The 23,031-nt window shown below is 41.2% G+C and carries 19 protein-coding genes, 2 pseudogenes and 1 other annotated feature; of the genes and pseudogenes, 8 read left to right on the top strand and 13 right to left on the bottom strand.

What is annotated here, in order from left to right:
- The 5 genes from AC4CU3_RS18410 (at nucleotide 1) to AC4CU3_RS18390 (ending at nucleotide 8,192) form a co-directional block, all read left to right on the top strand.
- The gene (locus AC4CU3_RS18410) at nucleotides 1-1,230 is read left to right on the top strand and encodes an efflux RND transporter periplasmic adaptor subunit (protein WP_005401817.1); all 1,230 of its coding nucleotides are present in this window, start codon (nucleotides 1-3) and stop codon (nucleotides 1,228-1,230) included.
- Nucleotides 1,220-4,360, top strand: a complete 3,141-nt coding sequence (locus tag AC4CU3_RS18405; RefSeq protein WP_005401816.1) for an efflux RND transporter permease subunit — start codon at nucleotides 1,220-1,222, stop codon at nucleotides 4,358-4,360. Before AC4CU3_RS18410 ends, AC4CU3_RS18405 begins: the two co-directional genes overlap by 11 nt.
- 86 nt (nucleotides 4,361-4,446) lie before the next feature.
- Entirely contained in the window at nucleotides 4,447-5,346 is a 900-nt protein-coding gene (locus tag AC4CU3_RS18400) for a cation diffusion facilitator family transporter (protein WP_005401815.1), read from the top strand.
- Nucleotides 5,347-5,840: 494 nt separating this feature from the next.
- A complete protein-coding gene (locus AC4CU3_RS18395; RefSeq protein WP_004726783.1) occupies nucleotides 5,841-7,328 on the top strand; it encodes a SulP family inorganic anion transporter in 1,488 nt (495 codons plus the stop codon).
- A gap of 12 nt (nucleotides 7,329-7,340) precedes the next feature.
- The gene (locus tag AC4CU3_RS18390) at nucleotides 7,341-8,192 is read left to right on the top strand and encodes a universal stress protein (protein ID WP_004726781.1); all 852 of its coding nucleotides are present in this window, start codon (nucleotides 7,341-7,343) and stop codon (nucleotides 8,190-8,192) included.
- Nucleotides 8,193-8,354: 162 nt separating this feature from the next.
- On the opposite strand, the gene AC4CU3_RS18385 is transcribed toward AC4CU3_RS18390, so the two are convergent.
- From AC4CU3_RS18385 to arsC, 7 genes are all read right to left on the bottom strand, one after another.
- Nucleotides 8,355-9,446 carry an ArsO family NAD(P)H-dependent flavin-containing monooxygenase gene (locus AC4CU3_RS18385; protein WP_425265714.1) on the bottom strand — a complete coding sequence of 364 codons (1,092 nt, stop codon included), beginning with the start codon at nucleotides 9,444-9,446 and terminating at the stop codon, nucleotides 8,355-8,357.
- Between the two features lie 96 nt (nucleotides 9,447-9,542).
- Nucleotides 9,543-10,493 carry a thioredoxin-disulfide reductase gene (trxB, locus tag AC4CU3_RS18380; protein ID WP_004726777.1) on the bottom strand — a complete coding sequence of 317 codons (951 nt, stop codon included), beginning with the start codon at nucleotides 10,491-10,493 and terminating at the stop codon, nucleotides 9,543-9,545.
- Between the two features lie 18 nt (nucleotides 10,494-10,511).
- On the bottom strand, nucleotides 10,512-11,216 hold the full coding sequence (gene arsH, locus AC4CU3_RS18375; RefSeq protein ID WP_004644739.1) for an arsenical resistance protein ArsH: 705 nt from the start codon (nucleotides 11,214-11,216) through the stop codon (nucleotides 10,512-10,514).
- A 4-nt stretch (nucleotides 11,217-11,220) separates the two neighbouring features.
- A complete protein-coding gene (gene arsB, locus AC4CU3_RS18370; protein WP_004644740.1) occupies nucleotides 11,221-12,261 on the bottom strand; it encodes an ACR3 family arsenite efflux transporter in 1,041 nt (346 codons plus the stop codon).
- Nucleotides 12,262-12,266: 5 nt separating this feature from the next.
- Nucleotides 12,267-12,740, bottom strand: a complete 474-nt coding sequence (locus AC4CU3_RS18365; RefSeq protein ID WP_005220137.1) for an arsenate reductase ArsC — start codon at nucleotides 12,738-12,740, stop codon at nucleotides 12,267-12,269.
- Between the two features lie 4 nt (nucleotides 12,741-12,744).
- A complete protein-coding gene (locus AC4CU3_RS18360) occupies nucleotides 12,745-13,068 on the bottom strand; it encodes a metalloregulator ArsR/SmtB family transcription factor (protein ID WP_004644742.1) in 324 nt (107 codons plus the stop codon).
- A gap of 44 nt (nucleotides 13,069-13,112) precedes the next feature.
- Nucleotides 13,113-13,541: an arsenate reductase (glutaredoxin) gene (gene arsC, locus AC4CU3_RS18355; RefSeq protein ID WP_004644743.1), complete on the bottom strand. Its 429-nt coding sequence runs from the start codon at nucleotides 13,539-13,541 to the stop codon at nucleotides 13,113-13,115.
- Nucleotides 13,542-13,856: 315 nt separating this feature from the next.
- Here arsC and AC4CU3_RS18350 point away from each other — a divergent pair.
- A pseudogene (locus AC4CU3_RS18350) lies at nucleotides 13,857-14,420 on the top strand (recombinase family protein); the annotation flags it as partial.
- Between the two features lie 5 nt (nucleotides 14,421-14,425).
- On the opposite strand, the gene AC4CU3_RS18345 reads toward AC4CU3_RS18350, so the two are convergent.
- Nucleotides 14,426-15,516 (bottom strand): IS4-like element ISAba1 family transposase gene (locus AC4CU3_RS18345; RefSeq protein WP_490738371.1). Its coding sequence is split into 2 segments (ribosomal slippage): nucleotides 14,426-14,976 and nucleotides 14,976-15,516, totalling 1,092 coding nucleotides; the frame shifts between segments, so codons are not numbered across the junction.
- A 135-nt stretch (nucleotides 15,517-15,651) separates the two neighbouring features.
- Nucleotides 15,652-16,885: pseudogene (locus AC4CU3_RS18340) on the bottom strand (IS3 family transposase).
- Nucleotides 16,480-16,596: a sequence feature (AL1L pseudoknot), on the bottom strand. Its footprint overlaps the pseudogene before it by 117 nt.
- Before the next feature lie 132 nt (nucleotides 16,886-17,017).
- On the opposite strand from AC4CU3_RS18340, the gene AC4CU3_RS18335 reads away from it, so the two are divergent.
- Both AC4CU3_RS18335 and AC4CU3_RS18330 read left to right on the top strand, forming a co-directional pair.
- Nucleotides 17,018-17,719: an IS1 family transposase gene (locus AC4CU3_RS18335; protein ID WP_004282341.1), complete on the top strand. Its 702-nt coding sequence runs from the start codon at nucleotides 17,018-17,020 to the stop codon at nucleotides 17,717-17,719.
- Between the two features lie 410 nt (nucleotides 17,720-18,129).
- On the top strand, nucleotides 18,130-19,293 hold the full coding sequence (locus AC4CU3_RS18330; RefSeq protein ID WP_004897278.1) for a zinc-dependent alcohol dehydrogenase: 1,164 nt from the start codon (nucleotides 18,130-18,132) through the stop codon (nucleotides 19,291-19,293).
- 112 nt (nucleotides 19,294-19,405) lie between these two features.
- Here the strand turns inward: AC4CU3_RS18330 and tnpC are convergent, their stop codons facing one another.
- The 4 genes from tnpC to AC4CU3_RS18310 form a co-directional block, all read right to left on the bottom strand.
- A complete protein-coding gene (tnpC, locus tag AC4CU3_RS18325; RefSeq protein WP_201952670.1) occupies nucleotides 19,406-21,010 on the bottom strand; it encodes an IS66 family transposase in 1,605 nt (534 codons plus the stop codon).
- Nucleotides 21,011-21,084: 74 nt separating this feature from the next.
- On the bottom strand, nucleotides 21,085-21,420 hold the full coding sequence (gene tnpB, locus AC4CU3_RS18320; protein ID WP_043974827.1) for an IS66 family insertion sequence element accessory protein TnpB: 336 nt from the start codon (nucleotides 21,418-21,420) through the stop codon (nucleotides 21,085-21,087).
- The gene (tnpA, locus tag AC4CU3_RS18315; RefSeq protein ID WP_004684363.1) at nucleotides 21,417-21,800 is read right to left on the bottom strand and encodes an IS66-like element accessory protein TnpA; all 384 of its coding nucleotides are present in this window, start codon (nucleotides 21,798-21,800) and stop codon (nucleotides 21,417-21,419) included. The genes tnpB and tnpA overlap by 4 nt, the downstream gene beginning before the upstream one ends.
- A gap of 146 nt (nucleotides 21,801-21,946) precedes the next feature.
- Complete coding sequence (locus tag AC4CU3_RS18310; protein WP_053577975.1) at nucleotides 21,947-22,879, bottom strand: IS5 family transposase; 933 nt, start codon at nucleotides 22,877-22,879, stop codon at nucleotides 21,947-21,949.
- Between the last annotated feature and the right edge of the window lie 152 nt (nucleotides 22,880-23,031).

Raw genomic sequence — 23,031 nt, 5'->3', positions numbered from 1 at the left:
ATGAACGCCAAGCAAAACGGAAAAATATCCCAGTCTCTCATGATTGTAGTTTTGATTCTGATTACGGTCTTGGTCAGTCTGGCTATTTGGTTAAGTTCAAAAAAAACTGAATCTGAGGGGCATGGTTATGATGAGGGAAATGCCGAATATTCTGATGAAGATAGTTCTGAAGAAGGACATGCTGAAGAAGGCGAAATACAACTGACCAGCCAACAAATGGTTGAACAAGGTTTAAAAGTTGCTGTTGCATCCACAGGATTGGTTGAAAAGCTGACAACCCTGCCAGGTAAATTGGTGGTGAATACCGATCAACAAGCGCATATATCGCCTAATTTTAGTGGTTATGTCGAGCAGATCAATGTGGCTTTAGGACAGAGCGTGCAAAAAGGACAAACGCTGGCTGTACTAACCGTGCCTGAACTGATCGACCAACAGGCAAATCTGCGTATGGCACAGGTGAATCTGGATTTGGCCCGTAAAGATTACCAGCGCGAACAGCAACTCTGGTCACAGGGGGTTTCTGCCAAACAGGATTACCAGCGTGCCGAAAATGCCTACCGTCAAGCGCAGATTACTGTCCAGTCCTCACAAGCACGTTTAAATGCATTAGGTGCAAGTGGCAATAACAATGGGCGTTTTCTGATTAAAGCACCGATCTCTGGGGTGATCAGTCAAAAAGATATTGTGGTCGGTGAAAATGTGCAACTGGCTAATCAGCTCTTTGTCATTGAACAGCTGAAAGATTTATGGCTTGAGTTTAATTTGCCGAATCAATTCTCAGGTCAACTGCAAGCCGGGCAAAAAATTGACTTTAAAGTGAATGATTCAGATCAAAGCTATAAAGCTACTGTACAAAGCTTAACCTCTCAGGCAGATGTACAAACAGGGCGTCTGGTGGTGCGCGCAAAACTCGATGCGCAAGCTACTGAGTTGCGTTCTAATGTGTTAGTGAGAGTGTTGATTCCGGAAGCTACAGCAAAATCAGCCCTTCGGATTCAAAAGTCTGCGCTGCAAAGTATTGAAGGTGAAGACAGTATTTTCATCGTAGATTCAGAACAAAAAGGTCAAGTCCACTTAAAAGCACAGAAAGTGCAATTGGGGCAGGCTTCAAGTGATGGACAATGGCTTGAAGTGATTTCTGGGCTGACTGAAGGGCAGAAGTATATCGCTCAAGGCAGTTTCTTGTTGAAATCTGAATTAGAAAAAGACGAGGCAGGCCATGGACATTAATTCTGATCTGCCAAAACCAGAAGGTTTATTCGAACGAATCATTCAGTTTTCCATACAAAATGCGATTTGGGTGTTGCTCTTTGTCTGTACCTGGATTGCGGTCGGGGTGTATAGCTATCAGAAACTCCCGATTGATGCTGTACCCGATATTACCAATACCCAAGTCCAGATTAATACTCAAGCCAAGGGTTTTACTGCGCTTGAAGTCGAACAGCGGATTACCTATCCCATTGAAAATGCCATGGCTGGCATTCCGGATCTGGAGCTTACCCGTTCCATATCCCGTTATGGACTCTCTCAAGTCACCATTGTCTTTAAAGATGGGACTGATATTTATTGGGCCCGTCAGCAGATTAACCAACGGATACAGGAGGCGCAATCTGAGTTGCCTGCACAAATCGCACCGACGATGTCCCCCGTTTCTACGGGTCTCGGTGAGATTTATCAATGGGTACTGAAGGCAGATCCGAATGCGAAAAAGCCGGATGGAACTGCATACACGCCGATGGATTTGCGTGAGATTCAGGACTGGATTGTGCGTCCTCAACTGCAACGTGTTAAGGGAGTTGCAGAGGTCAACAGTATTGGTGGTTTTGAAAAAACCTATGTGGTCTCTCCCGATTTAAACCGGATGCAGCAACTGAATATCTCATTAGAACAACTGCAACAGGCTTTAGCGCAAAATAATGAGAACCGAGGTGCAGGTTATATTGAAGACAATGGTCAGCAACTGACGGTACGTGTACCGGGTGCATTCAATGGGCTTTCTGATATTGAGAACACCATGCTGGGTAGCCCAAATGGCAGCCCAATTCGGGTTGGTGATATTGCGCAAGTCTCTATTGGGCATGATTTAAGAACCGGTGGGGCAACCTATAACGGCAAAGAAACCGTTTTAGGGGTTGCCATGATGGCGATGGGTGGAAATAGCCGGACTGTTTCTAAAGCTGTGGATGCCAAGCTTCAAGATATTCAGAATAGTTTGCCTAAAGGGGTAGTGATTGAACCGGTGTACGACCGTACTACCTTGGTTGAGAAGGCGATTAAAACCGTTCAGAAAAACTTGGTAGAGGGAGCAATCCTGGTCATCATCATTCTGTTCCTGTTTTTAGGGAATATCCGTGCTGCCTTGATTACTGCCTGTGTCATTCCACTCTCTATGCTGTTTACCTTAACCGGGATGGCACAGAAAAATATCAGTGCCAATCTGATGAGTTTAGGTGCACTCGATTTCGGCATCATTGTCGATGGTGCTGTGGTGATTGTCGAAAACTGTATCCGGCGTTTAGCCCATACACAGCAACTGTTAAAACGACCTCTCACACAAAGTGAACGCTTTAAGGAAGTTTTTCTGGCTGCCCGCCAAGCACGTCGTCCTCTTATTTTTGGTCAGCTTATTATTTTGGTGGTGTATTTGCCGATTTTTGCTTTAAGTGGTGTGGAAGCAAAAATGTTCCATCCGATGGCATTGACAGTGGTACTCGCCCTTGTTGCAGCCATTATTTTATCGATCACCTTTGTGCCTGCTGCTGTGGCATTGTGGGTCAAAGGCGATATTCAAGAAAAAGAAAGTCGTTGGATGTTATGGCTAAAAGCTAAATATCAGCAAACTCTTGATATTTCGTATCAATACAAAGCAGTTGTGCTGACTTTTGCACTGTGTTTATTAGTGATTACGGGATTTATCAGTACCAAACTCGGCAGTGAATTTGCACCACAGCTCAGTGAAGGAGACTTTGCGATACAACAGTTACGTTCACCAAGTACAGGCTTAGAAGAGTCTTTACGTATTCAGGAGAATACTGAAAAACTTCTTTTAAAGAGTTTCCCTGAAATTAAGGCAGTATTTGCCAGAACGGGTACAGCCGAGATTGCAACAGATGTCATGCCACCCAATATTTCAGATGGCTATATCATGTTAAAGCCTCGTTCAGAATGGCCAAATCCTAAAGAAAGTTTAGATGAATTACGTGGCCGTATGGTGACGTATTTAGCCACGATTCCAGGCAATAATAGTGAATTTTCACAACCGATTGAACTCCGATTTAATGAATTGATCTCAGGTGTGCGTAGTGATGTTGGTGTGAAAATCTTCGGTGATGATATGAATGTCCTCAATACTGAGGCGACTAAAATCTCCAAAATCATTCAGCAAATATCGGGTAGCAGTGCCGTGAAAGTTGAGCAGACCTCAGGTTTGCCATTACTGAATGTCGAGGTAAATAAAACTTTGGCTGCACAATATGGTTTGAGTGTGCGTTCAATTCAAGACCTTGTGGCAACCAGTATTGGTGGACAAAGCGTGGGAGAGATTTTAGAAGGCGATCGTCGTTTTGATTTTGTTATCCGTCTTGGAGAGCAAGACCGTAGTGTCGCATCTGTTTCCCAGTTACCTATTCAGCTTCCAAATGGTGGCAGTATTTTATTGTCGGATGTCGCGCAAGTCTCGACCATTGAAGGAATCAACCAAGTCAGTCGAGAAAATGGTAAACGCCGAGTTGTGGTTACAACGAATGTTGAAGGGCGTGATTTAGGGTCTTTTGTTTCTGATGTACAGACACAGCTCAAAGCATACACTTTGCCAAGTGGTTATTGGATAGAATATGGCGGTCAGTTTGAAAATTTGGCTTCAGCCAAAGCACGGATGCAAATCGTGATTCCACTGGCTTTAATCACTATCTTTATTTTACTGATGGCGGTCTTTCACAATGTCAAAGAAAGTCTATTGGTCTTTACCGGGATACCCTTTGCCTTGACCGGTGGTGTGCTGTTCCTTTGGCTAAGGGATATTCCATTATCGATGTCAGCTGGAATTGGCTTTATTGCCTTATCTGGTGTTGCAGTCCTCAATGGACTGGTAATGCTGACCTTTATTAAGGAATTAAGGGACAAATATCCAGTGCATAAAGCCGTGTGGCAAGGGGCTATTTTGCGCTTAAGACCAGTGTTGATGACAGCTTGTGTGGCTTCACTGGGTTTTGTACCAATGGCGCTGGCAACCGGAACAGGGGCTGAGGTTCAACGGCCACTGGCAACCGTAGTGATTGGCGGGATTATCTCTTCAACATTACTAACTTTGGTGCTGTTACCCGTGCTTTATCGTTGGATAAATGAAAAAAAAGTTTCTTAATCCAATAGATTAGTCGATTTACAGCAGAGATATTGGCTGTTATCCAATATCTCTGCTCATCATAAATAGAATAAGGAAAATATTTTATGTCAGAACATCATGATCATAGCCATGCGGTTGTTACTGAAGAAAATAGTAAGAAGTTAATGGTTGCCTTAGGTTTAACGACTACTTTTTTAATAGTAGAAGTTGTCGCTGCTTTTATTACCCAAAGTTTGGCTTTGTTATCTGATGCAGCTCATATGTTTACTGATGTAGCCGCTTTAGCTATTGCTCTTGCCGCTATCAAAATTGGTAAAAAAGCCGCAGATGATAAAAGAACTTTTGGCTATCAGCGATTTGAAATTTTAGCGGCTCTGTTTAATGCGGTGATGCTTTTTGTGGTAGCAATATATATTGTATATGAAGCTTATCAACGTTTTACGAATCCTGCTGAAATTCAAAGTGTTGGAATGATGATTGTCGCGGTTGGTGGTTTGGTCATAAATTTGATTTCAATGAAAATCCTTTCTGCTAGTGCTGAAGGAAGTCTAAATATAAAAGGTGCATATTTAGAAGTTCTTAGTGATGCTCTAGGATCGATAGGCGTGATTATCGGAGGAATAGTTATTTATTTTACCCAGTGGATGTGGGTTGATACCGTAATCGCTGTGTTAATTGGCTTCTGGGTCTTACCTCGAACTTGGATTTTATTAAAACAAAGTATTCATATTCTGCTTGAAGGAGTTCCTGATGAGATTGATATTGAGTCGTTAAGAAATGATTTATTGAAGCTAGAGGGCGTTGAAGGGATTCATCAGTTGAAAGTCTGGGCTATATCCTCAAGAAATATTCATTTAACTGCTCATTTGGTTGCTCCGAATAGCAATACAGATCAACTCTATCAAAAGGCCTTAGAAGTTCTAAAACATAATCATAATATTACTGAAATTACGTTACAAATAGAAAATACGAAATGTAATACATTGAACCAACATAAACACTAATTTGGACTTTAGTCTTCATATAGATGTTTTGTGTAACTTTAAAGTATGCTCTAAAGTTACACTAAAGTGTTGATCTAAGAAAAAGTATCAATTTTTATCTACCCTTTGTAAAATTTATATCACTTAAGCGCAATCCCAATAAAATAAGCATGTACAAAATAAAAGTAGCTGTCTTTAACTGCTATTTTTGATGGTTGTTCAAATCCATTTCTTCAAGGGAACATCATTGACTCAAATTTTTATTTGCAGAAGTGTCCTATATTTTCTTTCAAATTGCGGCTAGGGTGGATATAAAAGGACCTAGCTGCTATCATTGCCCCCGAAATCCTCCAAAATAGATATCTTTCTTAATATGACACTTACGCCACCATAAGTTTATTTACCTCTTAATTCAGTAAATAACTCATCACTGTCTAGTGATGTGGTGTAGTAGCTTGTGTGTCATATATCACATCACTAGCCTTTCCTAAAATTTAAAAAAATAGGCTATTTTCATGTTATCCACTATTCGAGAACAATGGTTCTCCAATATTCGCGGGGATGTTCTTGCGGGTATTGTTGTTGCTTTGGCTCTAATTCCTGAAGCAATTGCCTTCTCCATCATTGCAGGTGTCGATCCTAAAGTCGGGCTATATGCTTCATTCTGTATTGCAGTTGTGATTGCTTTCGTAGGTGGTCGCCCTGGTATGATTTCTGCTGCAACTGGTGCAATGGCTTTATTAATGGTCACACTGGTTAAAGACCATGGTCTGCAATACTTATTAGCAGCCACAATTTTGACAGGATTTATTCAAATCCTAGCAGGTTATCTAAAATTAGGTGCTCTGATGCGGTTTGTATCAAAGTCAGTCGTGATTGGCTTTGTGAATGCCTTAGCTATTCTAATTTTTATGGCTCAATTGCCTGAACTCACCAATGTGACATGGCATGTCTATGCGATGACAGTTGGAGGTTTAGCTATTATTTATCTATTCCCTTATATCCCAGTGATAGGGAAGCTTTTACCCTCTCCTCTCATTTGTATTGTCCTCCTTACGCTCTTTGCCTTGTTCATTGGTTTAGATGTAAGAACCGTAGGCGATATGGGGCAATTACCAGATACGCTACCAATTTTCTTACTTCCTGATATTCCTTTAAATCTTGAAACTTTAGCTATTATTTTGCCTTATTCACTGGGATTAGCAGCCGTCGGTTTGCTTGAATCTATGATGACCGCAACAATTGTGGATGATTTAACCGATACCAATAGTGATAAAAACCGTGAGTGTAAAGGACAAGGTGTTGCCAATGTCGCATCTGGCTTTTTAGGCGGAATGGCAGGCTGTGCCATGATTGGTCAATCCATTATTAATGTGAAATCTGGTGGACGTACCCGTTTATCATCATTTAGTGCTGGGGTCTTCCTGTTAATTATGGTGGTGTTTATCAGTGACTGGCTCAAAGTCATTCCAATGGCTGCACTGGTTGCGGTCATGATCATGGTAGCAATCGGAACATTTAACTGGGATTCATTACGAAATATTCGCCAATATCCAGTTTCTAGCAATATCGTGATGATCGTTACAGTCGTCGTGGTCGTTGCAACACATAACTTGGCTTATGGCGTATTAGTCGGTGTACTTCTTTCTGCATTATTTTTTGCCAATAAAATTGAACGCTACATGGCAATTCAGTCCGAATTTAATGAACCTGAAAATACCCGTATTTATACGGTAACAGGTCAAGTGTTCTTCAGCTCAGCAGATAAATTTACTTCTGCATTTGATTTCAAAGAAGCACTTTCAAAAGTTGTGATTGATGTTAGCCAGGCTCACTTCTGGGATGTGTCTGCGGTCGCTGCCGTAGATAAAGTGGTCATTAAGTTTAGACGTGAAGGAACAGAAGTCGAACTTATTGGAATGAATGAAGCCAGCAAAACCTTAGTCGATAAGTTTGGTATCCATGATAAGCCAGATGCTTTAGATCGCTTAAATAGCCACTAAGAGGGATGAATTATGTCAAAAATTATTGCATGTATTGATGGATCATTAGCAACAAATACCGTTTGTGATTATGCAGCTTGGTTTAGCGATAAACTTAGTTCACCGCTTAAGTTATTACATGTTATTGATAAGCCAAAAGCGAAAGCACCACAAGATTTAAGCGGTGCAATCGGCTTGGGAAGTCGAGAAACATTGCTAAATGAGTTGGTTGAACTTGAAGAGCGTAAGGGGAAGATTGAGCTAGAGCATGGCCAAATTCTTCTTCGGGAAGCAAAGAATTATCTATTGGAGAAGTTCTCTATTGATGCTCAAAGTTTTCAACGTCACGGCAGTCTTTTAGAAACAATTATGGGAATGGAAGAAGACATTCGAGTTCTTATTATGGGGAAGCATGGAACTGAAACCGAGCATGATTCCAGTAAAGTTGGAACCCATATTGAAAATGTTGTTCGTGCCCTTCATAAACCCGTATTAATAACATCTGCACCCTTTAGTCCACCTAAGTCTTTTTTAATTGCTTTTGATGGAAGTCCTACTGCACGTATTTGTGTAGACAAAATTGCAAATAGTCCTTTATTAAAAACCCTGACAGCTCATGTGGTATATGTTGGTAAGCCAAATAGTGATATGACATCTCAAGTTACTTGGGCAAAAGAGCTGCTTGCAAATAATGGTTTTAATGTAATTGATATCGTACTTGAAGGTGATGTCGATAAATCAATATTAGATTACCAAGAGAAAAACGCTATTGATATGATGGTGGTTGGTGCATATGGTCACTCAAAGATACGCCAGTTTTTTATTGGGAGTACGACGACCAAATTGTTGTCAAGCTCAATAAAACCTGTACTTTTATTGAGATGACACTAAAGCCTTGAATAGATTTTTTATCTATTCAAGGCTTGGTATTTATAATTAGGTAGGGCGACTAAAATTATGAAAATGGAATTACTTTAACTCACCTGATATAGCTGAAGCATGAAAGTAAAAGAATTGGCTTTAAAATCATCTAAGGGAGTAGATAGCTTATTTTTCTAAAGAATTTTTAGTATCAACTTCGTGTAGATAAGCAACGATTTCATCCACTGTGGCTCTCGCTGCCCTTGAAACACCCACCAGTGTCGCTGAACCAGGTCCGGTCCATTCACCATATCCTACTAACCATAGGTTAGATTGTTTGACTGATCTGCTTCCTTCAACCAGTATCGTATTATTTTCCTCTACTATTCCAAGTGGCTTTAAATGGTCTAAAGTCGCTTTAAATCCAGTACACCAAATCACTGCATCAACCTGTTGAAAAGATCCATCTTCCCAAATCACGCCATTTTCCGTAAAAACCGAAAATGGGCGCTCACTATGTAAAACGCCTCGTGCACGTGCATCTTTGACTGAATCAATCATGACAATATCACCCAGACCGCCAACAGGCTGATCTATTGTACGGCCTTCTAATTGTGCCTTTAAACGCTCTGTCGCACGTAAAAACAGTACACGGCCATCAACATCATCTGCTAAAAATTGAGGAGGTGTTGGCGTGATCCAAAGAGTGTCTGCCACTTGGGAAACTTCAGCCAAAATTTGTGCTCCAGAATTTCCACCACCGACTATCATGACGTGCTTATCTTTAAAAAGTTCTGCATTTTGATAATGGGCGGAGTGTAATTGCAGACCTTTGAAATTTTCTTGGCCAGGGTAAGATGGGATATAAGGATGACTCCAGGTGCCCGTTGCACTGATTACAGCCTTGGCTCTCCATGTCTGTTCACCTGCATGCACACTCAATACTTCTCCTTCGCTTTTGACGTGATCAACATATACAGGACGAATAATCGGAAAGTGGTAACGCTGCTCATATTGCTGCAAGTATTCAATAACTTCTTTCTTGGTCGGATACGTTTGTTCTGTATTCGGCATAACCCAACCTGGTAAGGAACTCCAGCTATTCGGTGAAAACAGACGCAAAGAATTCCAAGCATGTAACCAGGCTCCACCTGCTTGATTTTGATCATCTAAAATAATAAATGGTATTTTTTTTCGCTTTAAAAAATAAGCTGTAGATAAAGCTGCCTGTCCACCACCGATAATGATGACATCAGTTTCCGTCTGTTTCTGATTCAAAGCCTTGTCCCCTTTTATTTTTTCTTTAATATAAAAACCCAATCCTGAAGACTGGGCTTTTACAATATTCACTATATTTTTATGACAACATCAAAATCAACTTAAACTATCAAGATATTTTTCAGCATCTAATGCAGCCATACAACCGGAGCCTGCTGAAGTAATCGCTTGGCGATAAACTGAATCAGCCACATCACCGGCAGCGAATACACCTTGCACTGAAGTAGCAGTGGCATTCCCCGCTGTTCCGCTTTGGATCTGAATATAGCCATCACGTAACTCAAGTTGCGCTGAAAACATCTCAGTATTTGGTTTGTGACCAATTGCCACGAATAAACCCTGTACCTCAATATCTTGCTTTGATCCATCTACAGTGGATTTTAAACGCACTCCAGTTACTCCGGTGTTATCGCCTAACACTTCATCCACTTGATTGTTCCAAAGAATGCTAATTTTGCCTTCTTTCTGTTTTGCAAAAAGATGGTCTTGTAGAATTTTTTCAGAACGCAATGAATCTCGGCGATGTACTAAAGTCACGTGAGCTGCAATATTAGACAGGTAAAGCGCCTCTTCAACCGCAGTGTTACCACCGCCTACAACCATCACCTTCTGGTTCTTATAGAAGAAACCGTCACAAGTTGCACAGGCACTTACACCTTGCCCCATGAATTTGGCTTCAGACTCAAGACCTAAGTATTGTGCCGTTGCACCTGTGGCAATAATCAGGGCATCACAGGTGAGTTCTTCCATATCGCCTTTCAGCACGAATGGACGAACGCTTAAATCCACTTTACTGATATGGTCATAGACGATTTCGGTGCCAAAACGTTCCGCATGCGCTTGCATACGTTCCATGAGTGCGGGGCCTGTTAAACCTTCTGGATCACCCGGCCAGTTATCGACTTCAGTGGTCGTGGTTAATTGACCACCGAGTTGTAAGCCTGCAACTAAAGTGGGTTTAAGATTAGCCCGTGCTGCATATACCGCAGCGCTGTAACCCGCAGGACCTGAGCCAAGAATGATTAATTTAGAATGTCTCTTTTGCATTTAAGATCACCTGGCAGCTTACAAACTGCGCTGATTGACACGTTTAGATAATTCTTCAGCTGATTCCTTACGTTCTGAATAACGATCTGTCAGGTATTTGCTTTGTCCACGAGTCAGTAGGGTGAACTTAAATAACTCTTCCATCACATCCACAATCCGGTCATAGAAAGCCGAAGGTTTCATTCGTCCATCTTCTTCAAACTCCAAAAAAGCTTTTGGAACTGAAGACTGATTTGGAATGGTGATCATCCGCATCCACCGCCCCAAAATACGCATCTGGTTCAGGCTGTTAAAGGACTGTGATCCGCCACTGACTTGCATCAAGGCAAGAGTTTTACCTTGGGTTGCACGGATTGCCCCTCCTGCCAGTGGAATCCAGTCGATTTGAGATTTAAAGATGGAACTCATAGAACCATGGCGTTCAGGTGAACACCAGACCATGCCTTCTGACCATGCTAAAAGCTCATGCAACTCTTTTACTTTTGGATGCTCAGTATCCGCATCTTCTGGTAAAGGAAGCCCTTTAGGATGAAAGATTTTTATTTCCGCCCCAAAATGCTCAAGGATTCGACCGGCTTCAAGAACTGCAAGGCGACTGTAAGAACGTTCTCGATTAGAGCCATACAGCAGCAAAATTCGCGGAGGATGAGCAAGTTCTTTGGCTTGAACTTTTTCAAAGGTGGGTTGCTCAAGAAGATTTAGATCTACATTTGGGAGATTCATAGAGTTAGGCCTCTTTAAAAACTTTCTTTCTCAGCCAGAGTGAAACACTCACCAAGGCAATCAACACAGGAACTTCGACCAGTGGGCCAATAATCGTGGTAAAAGCAACAGGGGACGCGATACCAAAAGTTGCAATCGCTACTGCAAGTGATAATTCAAAATTATTCCCCGCTGCGGTAAATGCAATTGCTGTGGTCTTAGGATAGTCATTGCCCATCCATTTACTCATAAAGAAACTGATGAAGAACATTAAAACGAAGTAAATGGTTAAAGGAATCGCGATGCGTAAAACTTCAAGCGGAAGACTCACGACATCACCGCCTTTTAGGCTAAACATGGCCAGAATGGTGAACAGCAAAGCCATTAAACTCAGCGGACTGATTTTCGGAATGAACTTGGTTTCATACCATTCCACGCCTTTCTGTTTCACCAAAATCCATCGCGTTAAGAAACCTAATAAGAACGGAATACCAAGATAAACCAGAACAGCATGGGTGATGGTCCAGAAATCGACATTAATGACCTGCGAAGCGACACCAAAATAGGGTGGAAGGAAGGTCAGGAATAACCAGGCATAGGTACTGAAAAATAGAATCTGGAAGATGCTGTTAAAGGCAACTAATGCTGCAACATATTGATTATCACCACACGCCAAGCCATTCCACACCAGAACCATGGCAATACATCGAGCAAGACCGATCAGGATGACACCGGTCATATATTCTGGATAACTATGTAAAAATATGATTGCCAGGGCAAACATGAGTACTGGCGCGATCAGCCAGTTTTGTACTAAGGATAAAGTAAGGGTTTTCTTATCCTTAAACACTTGTGGCAAAGTCGCATAGTTCACTTTTGCCAGTGGTGGATACATCATTAGAATAAGACCAATCGCGATTGGAATATTCACTGAATCAATGCTTAATTTATCGAGTGCGACAGAAGCCTGAGGAAAGAAGTTTCCGATGGCAATGCCTAAGGCCATGGCAATAAAAATCCATAGCGTCAGGTTGCGATCTAAAAAAGATAAGCGTTTTTCAGACATTTCACTTACTCAACGTTCGAAATTTGATTAATTGCTGCAATCAATTCTGAGCGAGATAGTTTATCTACATTAAGTTTAAATAAAGCATCTAAGCGACGATTGATATGTTCAACAGTGCTCATAAAGGCTTTCATTTTTTCTTCTTTATTCACGTCTAAGTGTGAAGGATCAGCCAAGCCCCAATGTGCCTTGATTGCTCCACCCAAATAAAGTGGACATGCTTCTTGAGCAGCAGAATCACATACTGTGATCACAACATCAGGTTGATATTGTTCACAATCATTAATCGTTTTACTCCATAAACCTTCGGTAGATAATCTTAAGTTTTCAAGGGTTTCTAAAGTTAGCGGGTGAACTTGACCTGAAGGCTTACTCCCAGCGCTATAGGCTTTCCAACCTTCTGGTGCTCGGCTATTAAACAAAACTTCAGACAAAATGCTACGGCAGCTATTTCCAGTACATAAAAATAAAAATTTCATTGAATTACTCACAATAACTATTTACAGAAAGGGGGTGTTGATCATCCAGCTTTGATTGAGATTGAACCGTCTTCAAAATATCTAAAATTTCATAACACCAGTTGGCCAATTTTGGATTGATACTGTAGTAAACCCATTGGCCTTGTCTGCGATCTTGAAGTAGCCCTGAAGCACGTAAAAGGGCTAAATGTCTTGAAATTTTAGGTTGACTGAGTTGTAGTTTTTCAGTCAAATCACATACACATAGTTCTTTATTTTCAACAATTAATGTCACTATATTGAGACGTGTTTCATCTGATAAGCATTTAAAAAAATTAACTTGATCCATATAAGTCTCCTTCACATTCTTTCCATTCAAGAGATGAGAAAGTGCTATTTAATTCTTAGGCCATTTTCATCAATAATTTTTTCACCATCTTCTTTGCTAAATGCGCCTTTCTGAGGAAACGGGAGAATATCCAAAACAACTTCAGAAGGACGACACAAACGTGTACCTAAATCCGTAACAACGAATGGGCGGTTAATCAAAATAGGATGTTGAAGCATAAAATTTAAAAGCTGTTCATCAGACCAATCTTCCCGAACAATTTCTAAATCAGAATATGGAGGTACATTTTTACGAATTGCTTCTCTAACACTTAAACCAGCACTACGAATAAGTTCAATTAATTCTGCTTTCGAAGGTGGGGTAATTAGATATTCAATAACGATTGGTTCAATTCCTGCATTTTGAATTAAAGCTAAGGTATTCCTTGATGTACCACACTCAGGATTGTGATAAATCTTTATGGTCGAGAACATTTTGACTGACTCTGCTATTAGAAACTCAGATATATTTATATACGTATTTCCACATATATGCAAATACGTATATTGATTTTATTTAAATTACTTAATGTCAATAAATGTATATATATTCTTACAAATTCTTATGAGTGAGAAAAAACTCGTTATTTAAATATGTAGATTTAGAGTGTACCCTAAAGTTACAATCTGAAAGTTCATGAAATTATGTATCATTTAAATGATTTTTAATCATAAGTAACATGTAACTTTGATATTAAAGATTTATAATTTACAAAATTGTTCATTTTTATCCAATTGGGGCGAGAAAGAGTGAAAGGCCAAAAAGTAGGTTATGTGCGAGTGAGTTCGGTCGAGCAAAATACTGGGCGTCAACTTGAGGGGATTGAAGTCGACCGGATTTTTGTTGACCGTGCTTCAGGTAAAAATACTGACCGACCTAAATTTCAGGAAATGTTGAACTATGTCCGGGAAGGGGACAGGGTGATTGTACATTCCATGGATCGTTTTGCGCGAAGCCTGAAAGATTTGGTCACTGAAGTAGATAAACTGGTCAAACGAGGGATTGCCATCCAGTTTGTAAAAGAAAATATTACTTTTACGGCCGAATCCACCCCGATGGATAATTTGATGCTGCAATTGATGGGTGCTTTTGCACAGTTCGAACGTGAGATCATTTTAGAGCGGCAAAAGGAAGGAATAAAACTCGCCTCTGCTCAGGGGAAGTACAAAGGTCGGGTGCATAAACTAAAGCCTGACCAAGCTGAAGCTTTACGACAAGCATGGAGGGAAGGGAAGTATCCATCAAAAATGGCATTAGGAAAAGCTTTTGGGATTAGTCGTCAGGCGGTATACCGATATTTCTCTGTACACGACAAATTTCACAGAACCCTTATCCTATCAGGATTCTGCCTTCTTAAAATTGCCAAAATTTCCTTAAACTCTTCTTTTTTCCCAAAACCAATTAAACGCTGAATCGCCATTTGAACATAGTCTAAACCATAGCGAAATAAACTCATTGAGAGTCGTCCATGCTTCTTTATTTTTATCGCTTTTTTTTGATCATGTTGCCATTCACCCGTTAAGTAACACCAACAGAAGCTTATAGCTAACACCGCAATCAATTTTTTCACTCGTCTAGCGTCTGTCAAGCGCGTATTTTCAAGATTGAATCCTCGTCCTTTGAGACAACTGAATAAGGTTTCAATTTCCCAGCGTAATGCATAATCCTGAATAGCATTGGCATTAAACTGAGGAGAAACGACGAGTAAAAGCTCTCCATTTTCTAACTGTAGTGCACTCATATATAGTTTCACCCGACCAACCAAAATCCGTCGTTTACGACATTCAATTTGACCAAGTTGAAGATGGCGAAATAAATCACTAATTTTATGATTCTTCCCTAAATGATTGGTGACAATGAAGTTTTTTTAACACGAATGCAGAAGTTGATGTCTTGTTCAATTAACCATGTAAACCACTGCTCACCGATAAACTCTCTGTCTGCGAACACATTCACAATACGGTCTTTACCAAAAATGGCTATAAAGCGTTGAATCAAAGCAATGCGCTCTTTCGTATCTGAATTTCCACGTTTATTAAGCAATGTCCAAAGGATAGGTATCGCTATTCCACGATAAACGATTGCGAGCATCAGGATATTAATATTTCGTTTTCCCCATTTCCAATTGGTTCTATCTAAAGTCAGTTGCACTTGGTCGAATGAAAACATATTGAAAATCAACCGAGAAATTTGACGATAATCAAAATACTGACCTGCAAAGAAGCGCTGCATACGTCGATAAAATGATTGTGGTAAGCACTTGATGGGCAAGGCTTTAGATGCAGAAGAAAGATTACATGTTTGCTTTAAAATAATCACAAGCATGATGAGCGCAAAGCACTTTAAATGTGACTTGTTCCATTTTAGAGATTTGTTTAAGATAAGATATAACTCATTGAGATGTATCATAGTATTCGTCGTTAGAAAACAATTATTGTGACATTATTTCAATGAGTTATCTATTTTTGTCGTGTACAGAGCCGATATTTACAAGTTAGTGAATAGTGAACCGTACCGGGTTTGTCGGAGACTTTTTTATTTAAGTTAGGCCACCTGACCTAACGGGTTAATCTTATCATAGTACATTGCTTCAAACTCAAAAGGCGATACATAACCCAGTGCACTGTGTACACGCTTTTTATTGAACCAATCTACCCAGTTTAGTGTCGCAAGTTGTACATCTGCTAAACCTTGCCAATCTGCTTTTAGATATTCAATCACCTCTGTTTTGTATAAGCCATTCACCGTTTCAGCCAAAGCATTATCGTATGAATCACCAGTCGTACCGACTGATGCTCGTAAATTTGCTGCTTCTAAACGATTGGTATAGCGAATGGAAAGATATTGCACACCTCTGTCGGAATGATGAATCACATTCTTTGGCATGCCTAGATCGTGCAATGCTTGCTCCAATGCATCGAGCACCATATCTGTATTCATTCGTGTAGATACTTTCCAGCCAACAATTGCTCGTGAGAACACATCAATAATAAAGGCGGTATAGACTCAGCCTGAATTTGTTTGAATATACGTAAAGTCACTCACCCACAGTTGGTCAGGATGATCAGCAGTAAAATTACGTTTCACTAAATCATCTGCTCGTTTTTGGTCATCTCGGCTACGGGTGGTTTGTTTGTTCTTACCTCACCAAACACCTTGTATACCTAGCTTTTTCATTAATCGAGCAACAGTACAGCGTGCGATAACATAACCTTCACGTTTCAGTTTTTGCCAGACTTTACGTACACCATACCGACCTGAACTTTCCTTCCAAATTCGTTTAATTTGTTCAGCATGATGCAAGTCATGTAAATCTCGCTTTGCTCGATGTTCTGGATTTTCGCAGAGATCTAGAGTGCGGTAATAGGTTGAAGGTGCGATTGGTAAAATTCTACAAATCGCCTCGACTCCGTACAGCTCTTTATTATTATGGATAAAATCCACCATTATTTGTGTGGGCAGTCGAGCTCCGCCTGGGCGAAAAAAGCGGCTGCTTTACGTAGAATCTCATTGGCGCGTTGCAGTTCTTTATTTTCGCGTTCGAGTTGTTTGATACGTTCTTGGTCTGAAAGCTGCTGTACTTTAACTGGATTTTGCTGATCTAAATGCTTTTGATGCCAGGCACGTAGTGTTTCAGGAGTACAACCCTTGCGCAGTATACTGCTCAGGGAGCAATAGCGGTGATCGCAGCCCAATTCGATGGATAATCTTTTTCAGATTCAATCAATAATTGAACCGCTCTTTCTCTAATTTCAGGGGTATATTTTAATTTTGTCATCGGGATAGTCTCTCAGAATATTAACTCTCCGACAAACCCGGTACGGTTCAGTCTAGGATCAATTTAAAAAATGGGTGGTGTTTCAAAAAGTATGCTGAAAAAAAGCAGGTTGGATTTTGATAAAATAGAGAAATGCGAATAACTCTAGAAATCAAGTGTCCAGCCTGCCTAAGTGACAGTATAAAGAAAAATGGCACAAAAGTAGATGGTAAGCAAAATTACCAATGTAAAATATGCAGACGTCAATTTATTGGTGATCATGCTCTCAGTTATCAAGGCTGTCACTCAGGTATCAAAACCAAAATATTACACCTCATGGTGCGAGGCAGTGGTGTCAGGGATATAGCAGAAATTGAAAGAGTAAGTATCGGTAAAGTTCTACGGACACTTAGCCAATCAAAATATCAACTTCGAGCACAGCAAAGTCATTATGAAACCCTTGAAGTAGATGAGTTTTGGACTTTTGTTGGTCATAAGCAAAATAAACAATGGCTAATTTATGCCTATCATCGAGAAACAGGTGAAATTGTTGCTTATGTATGGGGTAACCGAGATTTAGCCACTGCAAAACGACTTAAATTAAAATTGAAGCAGTTAGGTGTAAGCTATACATGTATATCAAGTGACCATTGGGATAGCTTTGTTACGACCTTTAAAGAATGCAAACAGTTGATTGGTAAATTTTTCACTGTGGGTATAGAAGGCAATAATTGTCGATTACGGCATCGAATCAGGCGAGGCTTTAGGAGAAGCTGCAACTTCTCCAAAAAGCTTGAAAATCATTTCAAAGCCTTTGATTTAGTGTTCTTTTATATCAATAATGGATTCGTTTAATGCCAGCATACTTTTTGAAACACTACCCATTTTTCACCTATTAACCAATTAGAATTAAGTTTTAAGCAGCTAAGTAATTTTACAAATACTATATCCTCATTCTTTAAAGATCAAAAAAATTGCTTTTTTATCTAACTAAAAGGTGTCTACAAAATTGGTGGCTATTCACTATAAGTTATAGAAATTACTAGATGTTTCTTTAATTCTGTTCTTTTCTATTCATTCGACACATAAGCTCACGAATTACGTAAACCCTATATAAGTTTATTTTTTAAACACTCGGATGTCTTATTTCATACATTAATTTACAGCGATTTCTTGGCGCATAAGGCTCTAATAAAAGTGTTTTTTAATTCTTGGCAGCCTTGCTACGAGTCTGTTTAATGTTGAACTAGAAAGAGGAAATCCGCATGCGTGCTCTTACCTATCATGGTGCTCGGGATGTACGAGTTGAATCTGTTCCAGATCCAGTGATTCAGGAACCAGATGACGTTATTTTAAGGGTGACAGCCACCGCCATCTGTGGCTCAGATCTGCATTTATACCGGGGAAAAATCCCGGCCACTGAAGACGGTGATATTTTCGGCCATGAATTTATGGGAATTGTAGAAGAAGTCGGCCCACAAGTAACCGAAGTCAAAAAAGGTGATCGGGTAATTATTCCCTTTGTGATTGCATGCGGTCACTGTTTTTTCTGTGAACATGAACTAATGGCTGCCTGTGAAAATACCAATACCGGCCGTGGTGCAATTCTCAATAAAAAACAGATTCCACCAGGGGCAGCTTTATTTGGCTTTAGCCATCTGTATGGTGGTATACCGGGTGGTCAAGCTGAATATGTGCGGATCCCCAAGGGCAATGTCGGACCATTTAAAGTGCCAGGCTCCCTGCCTGATGAAAAAGTATTATTCCTGACCGATATTCTACCAACCGCCTGGCAAGCAGTGAACAATGCCCAAGTTGGTCGAGGTTCCAGTGTGGCGATTTATGGTGCTGGCCCAGTCGGTCTGCTGGCTGCTGCCTGTGCGCGGATGCTCGGTGCCGAGCAGATTTTTATGGTCGATCACCATCCTTATCGTCTGCGTTTCGCACATCAAACCTATGGAGTGATTCCGGTCAATTTTGATGAAGTCGATGCCGCTGAATTTATCATTCAAAATACCACGGGTTATCGTGGAGTCGATGCCGTCATTGATGCGGTCGGTTTTGAAGCTAAAGGCAGCATGCTGGAAACCGTAATGACCAACCTGAAATTAGAAGGTTCGAGTGGTTCAGCGTTAAGACAATGTATTGCAGCGGTCCGCCGCGGCGGTGTGGTGAGTGTACCTGGAGTTTATGCCGGTCCAATTCATGGCTTCCTGTTTGGTGATGCCTTTGACAAAGGTTTAACCTTTAAAATGGGACAAACCCATGTGCATAACTACTTGCCGCAGTTGCTAGAACATATTGAAAATGGAGATCTGTCTCCAGATCTGATTATTACCCATCGCATGAAACTGGAAGATGCTGCGGAAGGTTACCGTATTTTTGATAAAAAAGAAGAAGACTGTCGTAAAGTGATTCTGACGCCATAAATATGATTAAAGGAAAGCGCCATCAGGCGCTTTTTTATTTTTTATCATCATTTTATCAATCCTCTTTTTCTTGTTTTTAAGGTAAGCGTCCGCTGAACCCCATGCCTATTTTTTAATTTGAGTTGGATTTCCAGCGATGTGGTAGTAATTCTTCTATTTGGGTCGCTTTATGCGTCGGCAGCCTTTTCAGCACATCACTGAGATAGGCATACGGATCCAACCCATTCAGCTTTGCTGACTGGATTAAAGTCATGATATTTGCCGCTCGCTGTCCACTGCGCAGCGAACCTGCAAACAACCAGTTCTTACGGCCCAATGCCCAGGGACGCATTGAGTTCTCTGCCCAGTTATTGTCAATGGGTAGATTGCCATCATCCAGATAGCGGCTTAAGGCTGGCCAACGCTTCAGACTGTAATTGATGGCCTTGGCGGTGGGAGAACTCGATGGCACCGTCAGATAATGTTGGTTGAGCCATTCACACAGTTGTTGCATCACCGGTTGGCTGTGCTGTTGTCGGTATTCGCGGCGGTGTTCTGCTGTACCATCGGTCTTTTTCCTGAGTTCTGCTTCTATCGCATACAGTTTCTGAATCATCAGTAATGCCTGTTCAGCGATCTGACTTTTCCCGGTCACATGTAGCTCATGGAATTTACGACGTGCATGCGCCATGCAGCCCACCTCTATGACATCGCCTGATTTAAAGCGTGCTTTATAACCACTGTAATCATCACAGACCAGATGGCCCTGCCAGCCATTCAGGAACTCTTCTGCATGCTGACCTGAACGGCTATCCTGAAAGTCATAGATCACCGCTTGAACTGGATTGTACTGTGTAGTGGCATAGGCCCAGACATAACCTTTCTTCGGTTTTTTCTCATCATCACCCATCCGCATGATGGTGACCGGCGTTTCATCGGCATGGATCACCCGCTGTTGCAGCACCACCTGTTTTAAGGCATTGGCCAGAGGTTCCAGTTCCACACCGCAGCGACCTATCCAGTCAGATAACGTTGATCTAGAAAGCTCGATTCCCGCCCGCTGATAGATCAGACGTTGACGGTACAGCGGTAAATGATCGGCATACTTCGATACCAGCACATGGCTGAGCAGTTCAGGTGAAGCAATGCCTTTATCAATCACATAGGCAGGCATCGCTTGCTGAGTCAGGGTGTCACACTGATCACAGACCCATTTGCCACGCACATGCTGTTCCTTATAGAACTGTGCCGGTCTGAAATGTAGTTTTTCACTGATATCTTCGCCGATACGACGCAAGGTGCAGCCACAAGCACATTGGGTTGATGTTGGTTCATGCTCGATACGGATGGTGTGTAGATGATCGGGCAGCAGTCGACGTTTAGGTTTGTTGACTGTGGCTTTGTGTGTCGCTGCATCAGTTTTATCTGCATTCAGCCGTTCCAGTTCCAGATCAACAGCGGCAATATCTTCTTCGACCGCTTCATCCCACAGATGGATTTGTTTTGCGGTGAGATGTTCGTTTTTACTGCCAAATTTGTGCTGTTTAAATAGTGCGAGCTCATGCTCGTATTTTTGCGTGAGAATGGAAAGATGTTGAACTTTGGCATCCAATTGCTGGTTTGATTTTTCTAATTCTTGATTTGATTGTGCCAGAGACTGATGCTGCATCGCCAACTGCCGGGTAAATTCCAGCAGTTGTTCATGGGTCAGTTGGCTTAAATCAGGCAGCATTTTCATGACCGCAGTATGCCTGAGGTCATGACGCAGAGGAAATAGAACGTTTGGAGAATAGCAGAATGTAGCAGCCTAGTTTAGAGCATTGTTACCACTTGCTGTCGTCCAATGCGCTGCCAAGGCAAACCCTGAATTAGTGCCTGTAACTGTTCTGGACTGAGAGCTACGTTTTCACCCTGGTGAACTTTAGCCCAGTGGAATTTTCCCTGTTCCAACCGCCGGGCACACAGCCAGATGCCCAGTCCATCATGTACCAGCACTTTCATGCGATGGCCACGTTTATTACAGAACAGGTAAGCACAATGCGGTTTGATGTAGCCAAAGGCTCTCACCACCTGAGCCATGGCCGTATCCATACCTGCACGCATGTCCATGGGCTGAGTAGACAACCAGATTTCATCGATACGGATCATGTTGTAAGTGCCTTGAGTAATTCTGCTAAAGCAGATATTTCTGATACTTGCCATTTCAAGCCAATTTCTGCTTTTGAGTGGGGTAAAGTAATTTGAACCGTTAACATGCCAGTAGGGATAGGATCTAATGGTGCGGAGCAAGATAAGGTAATAAATGCAGGTTTATTCGGTAGTAGTGAGCGATCATTCCCTGGCTTAGCATCAATTAAGCGAATCCATTTGGATACAAGATTTGTATTCAATCCATGTTGCAAAGCGACCGAAGCAATTGAAACCTCCGATGCTTTACACGCCTGAACGATCTGCTGTTTAAATTCAGCACTATATGTTCTTCGTTTTATCGTAAGAGATGCGATGGATGTCTGGTTATTTGTAGTCATAAATTTAAGTTCCCACTTGTTTTTAAGTCAGGACTAAATTAAGGCTTATAGGACGAATTCATAAGGTGTGTTCAGCGGACGCTTACTTTTTAAGGGCTTTGTTGCACAAAGATTTGAAATGCAAAGCGCCCCTAATTGAGCCAAATTTAAGGCGTAACTTGGGTAAGTGGTCGACCTAATTCCGTAAATCTGTTAAGGACTGCTACACGTGCATGGATCTCATTCACTTGGCTATCAAAACTCCTTGCACTGAGTTTATCTCCTAATAATTTGATGCAATGCATCTTAGTTTCAACCAAACTTCGCCGATGATAGCCTGACCATTTTTTCCATAGTGTCCTGCCTAAACGTTTAATTGTTCGAAGTAATTCATTTCGCTCTAGCGAGCTACTCTTTGTATCTTTCCATGGTTTCGCATTTTTTCTAGGTGGAATCACCGCATGCGCTTGCCGATCTGCAATGACCTGACGGCATTGCTTGGTGTCATAAGCTCCATCGGTATAAACAGAGTCAATCCGCTCATCTTGTGGAATCTGATTAAGTAAATCACCAAGCACCTGTGAATCACTGACATTATTGGTTGTAAGCTGAACTGCTCGTATTTGCAGGGTTTTAGCATCTATACCAATATGAAGTTTACGCCATTGGCGACGATATTCAGGTCCATGTTTCTTGCGTTTCCATTCGCCCTCACCTAGAAACTTCATGCCTGTAGAGTCCATGAGTAGATGCAGCCCATCGCTACTTTTTTGGTAGCTGATTACAATATCAATATGCTTTTGTCTTCTACAAAGCGTGGTGTAATCTGGAGCTATCCAATTTAATCCGCAAAGTTTAATCAGACTTTGCACAAAGCCAGTGACCATACGTAAAGACAGACGGAATAAGGATTTAATCATTAAGCAGCATTGGATGGCTGCGTCGGAGTAGGTTTGATTTCGCCCTTGTTTGCCTTTTGATGGCGCATACCATTGCGTAGCAGGATCAAACCAAATGGCAATATTTCCGCGACTCATGAGTGCTCGGTTATATGCGGGCCAATTGGTTGTGCGGTAGATTTTCTGTGTAGGCTTCTTCATTTGAAAATTATATCGCTGAAAAAGCCGTTACAGATAGGTTTGTGCAACAAAGCCCTTAGTTGAAAAAAACTTTTAGATTTCATGCTCACACACCACCTAAAACAAAAAAATATCTGATTGATTTTACAGGCTTTTAATTTAAGGTTTTATTC

It is taken from the genome of Acinetobacter sp. 802_lipA, from assembly GCF_058242885.1.
This window is presented reverse-complemented; position numbering and strand designations above follow the sequence as displayed.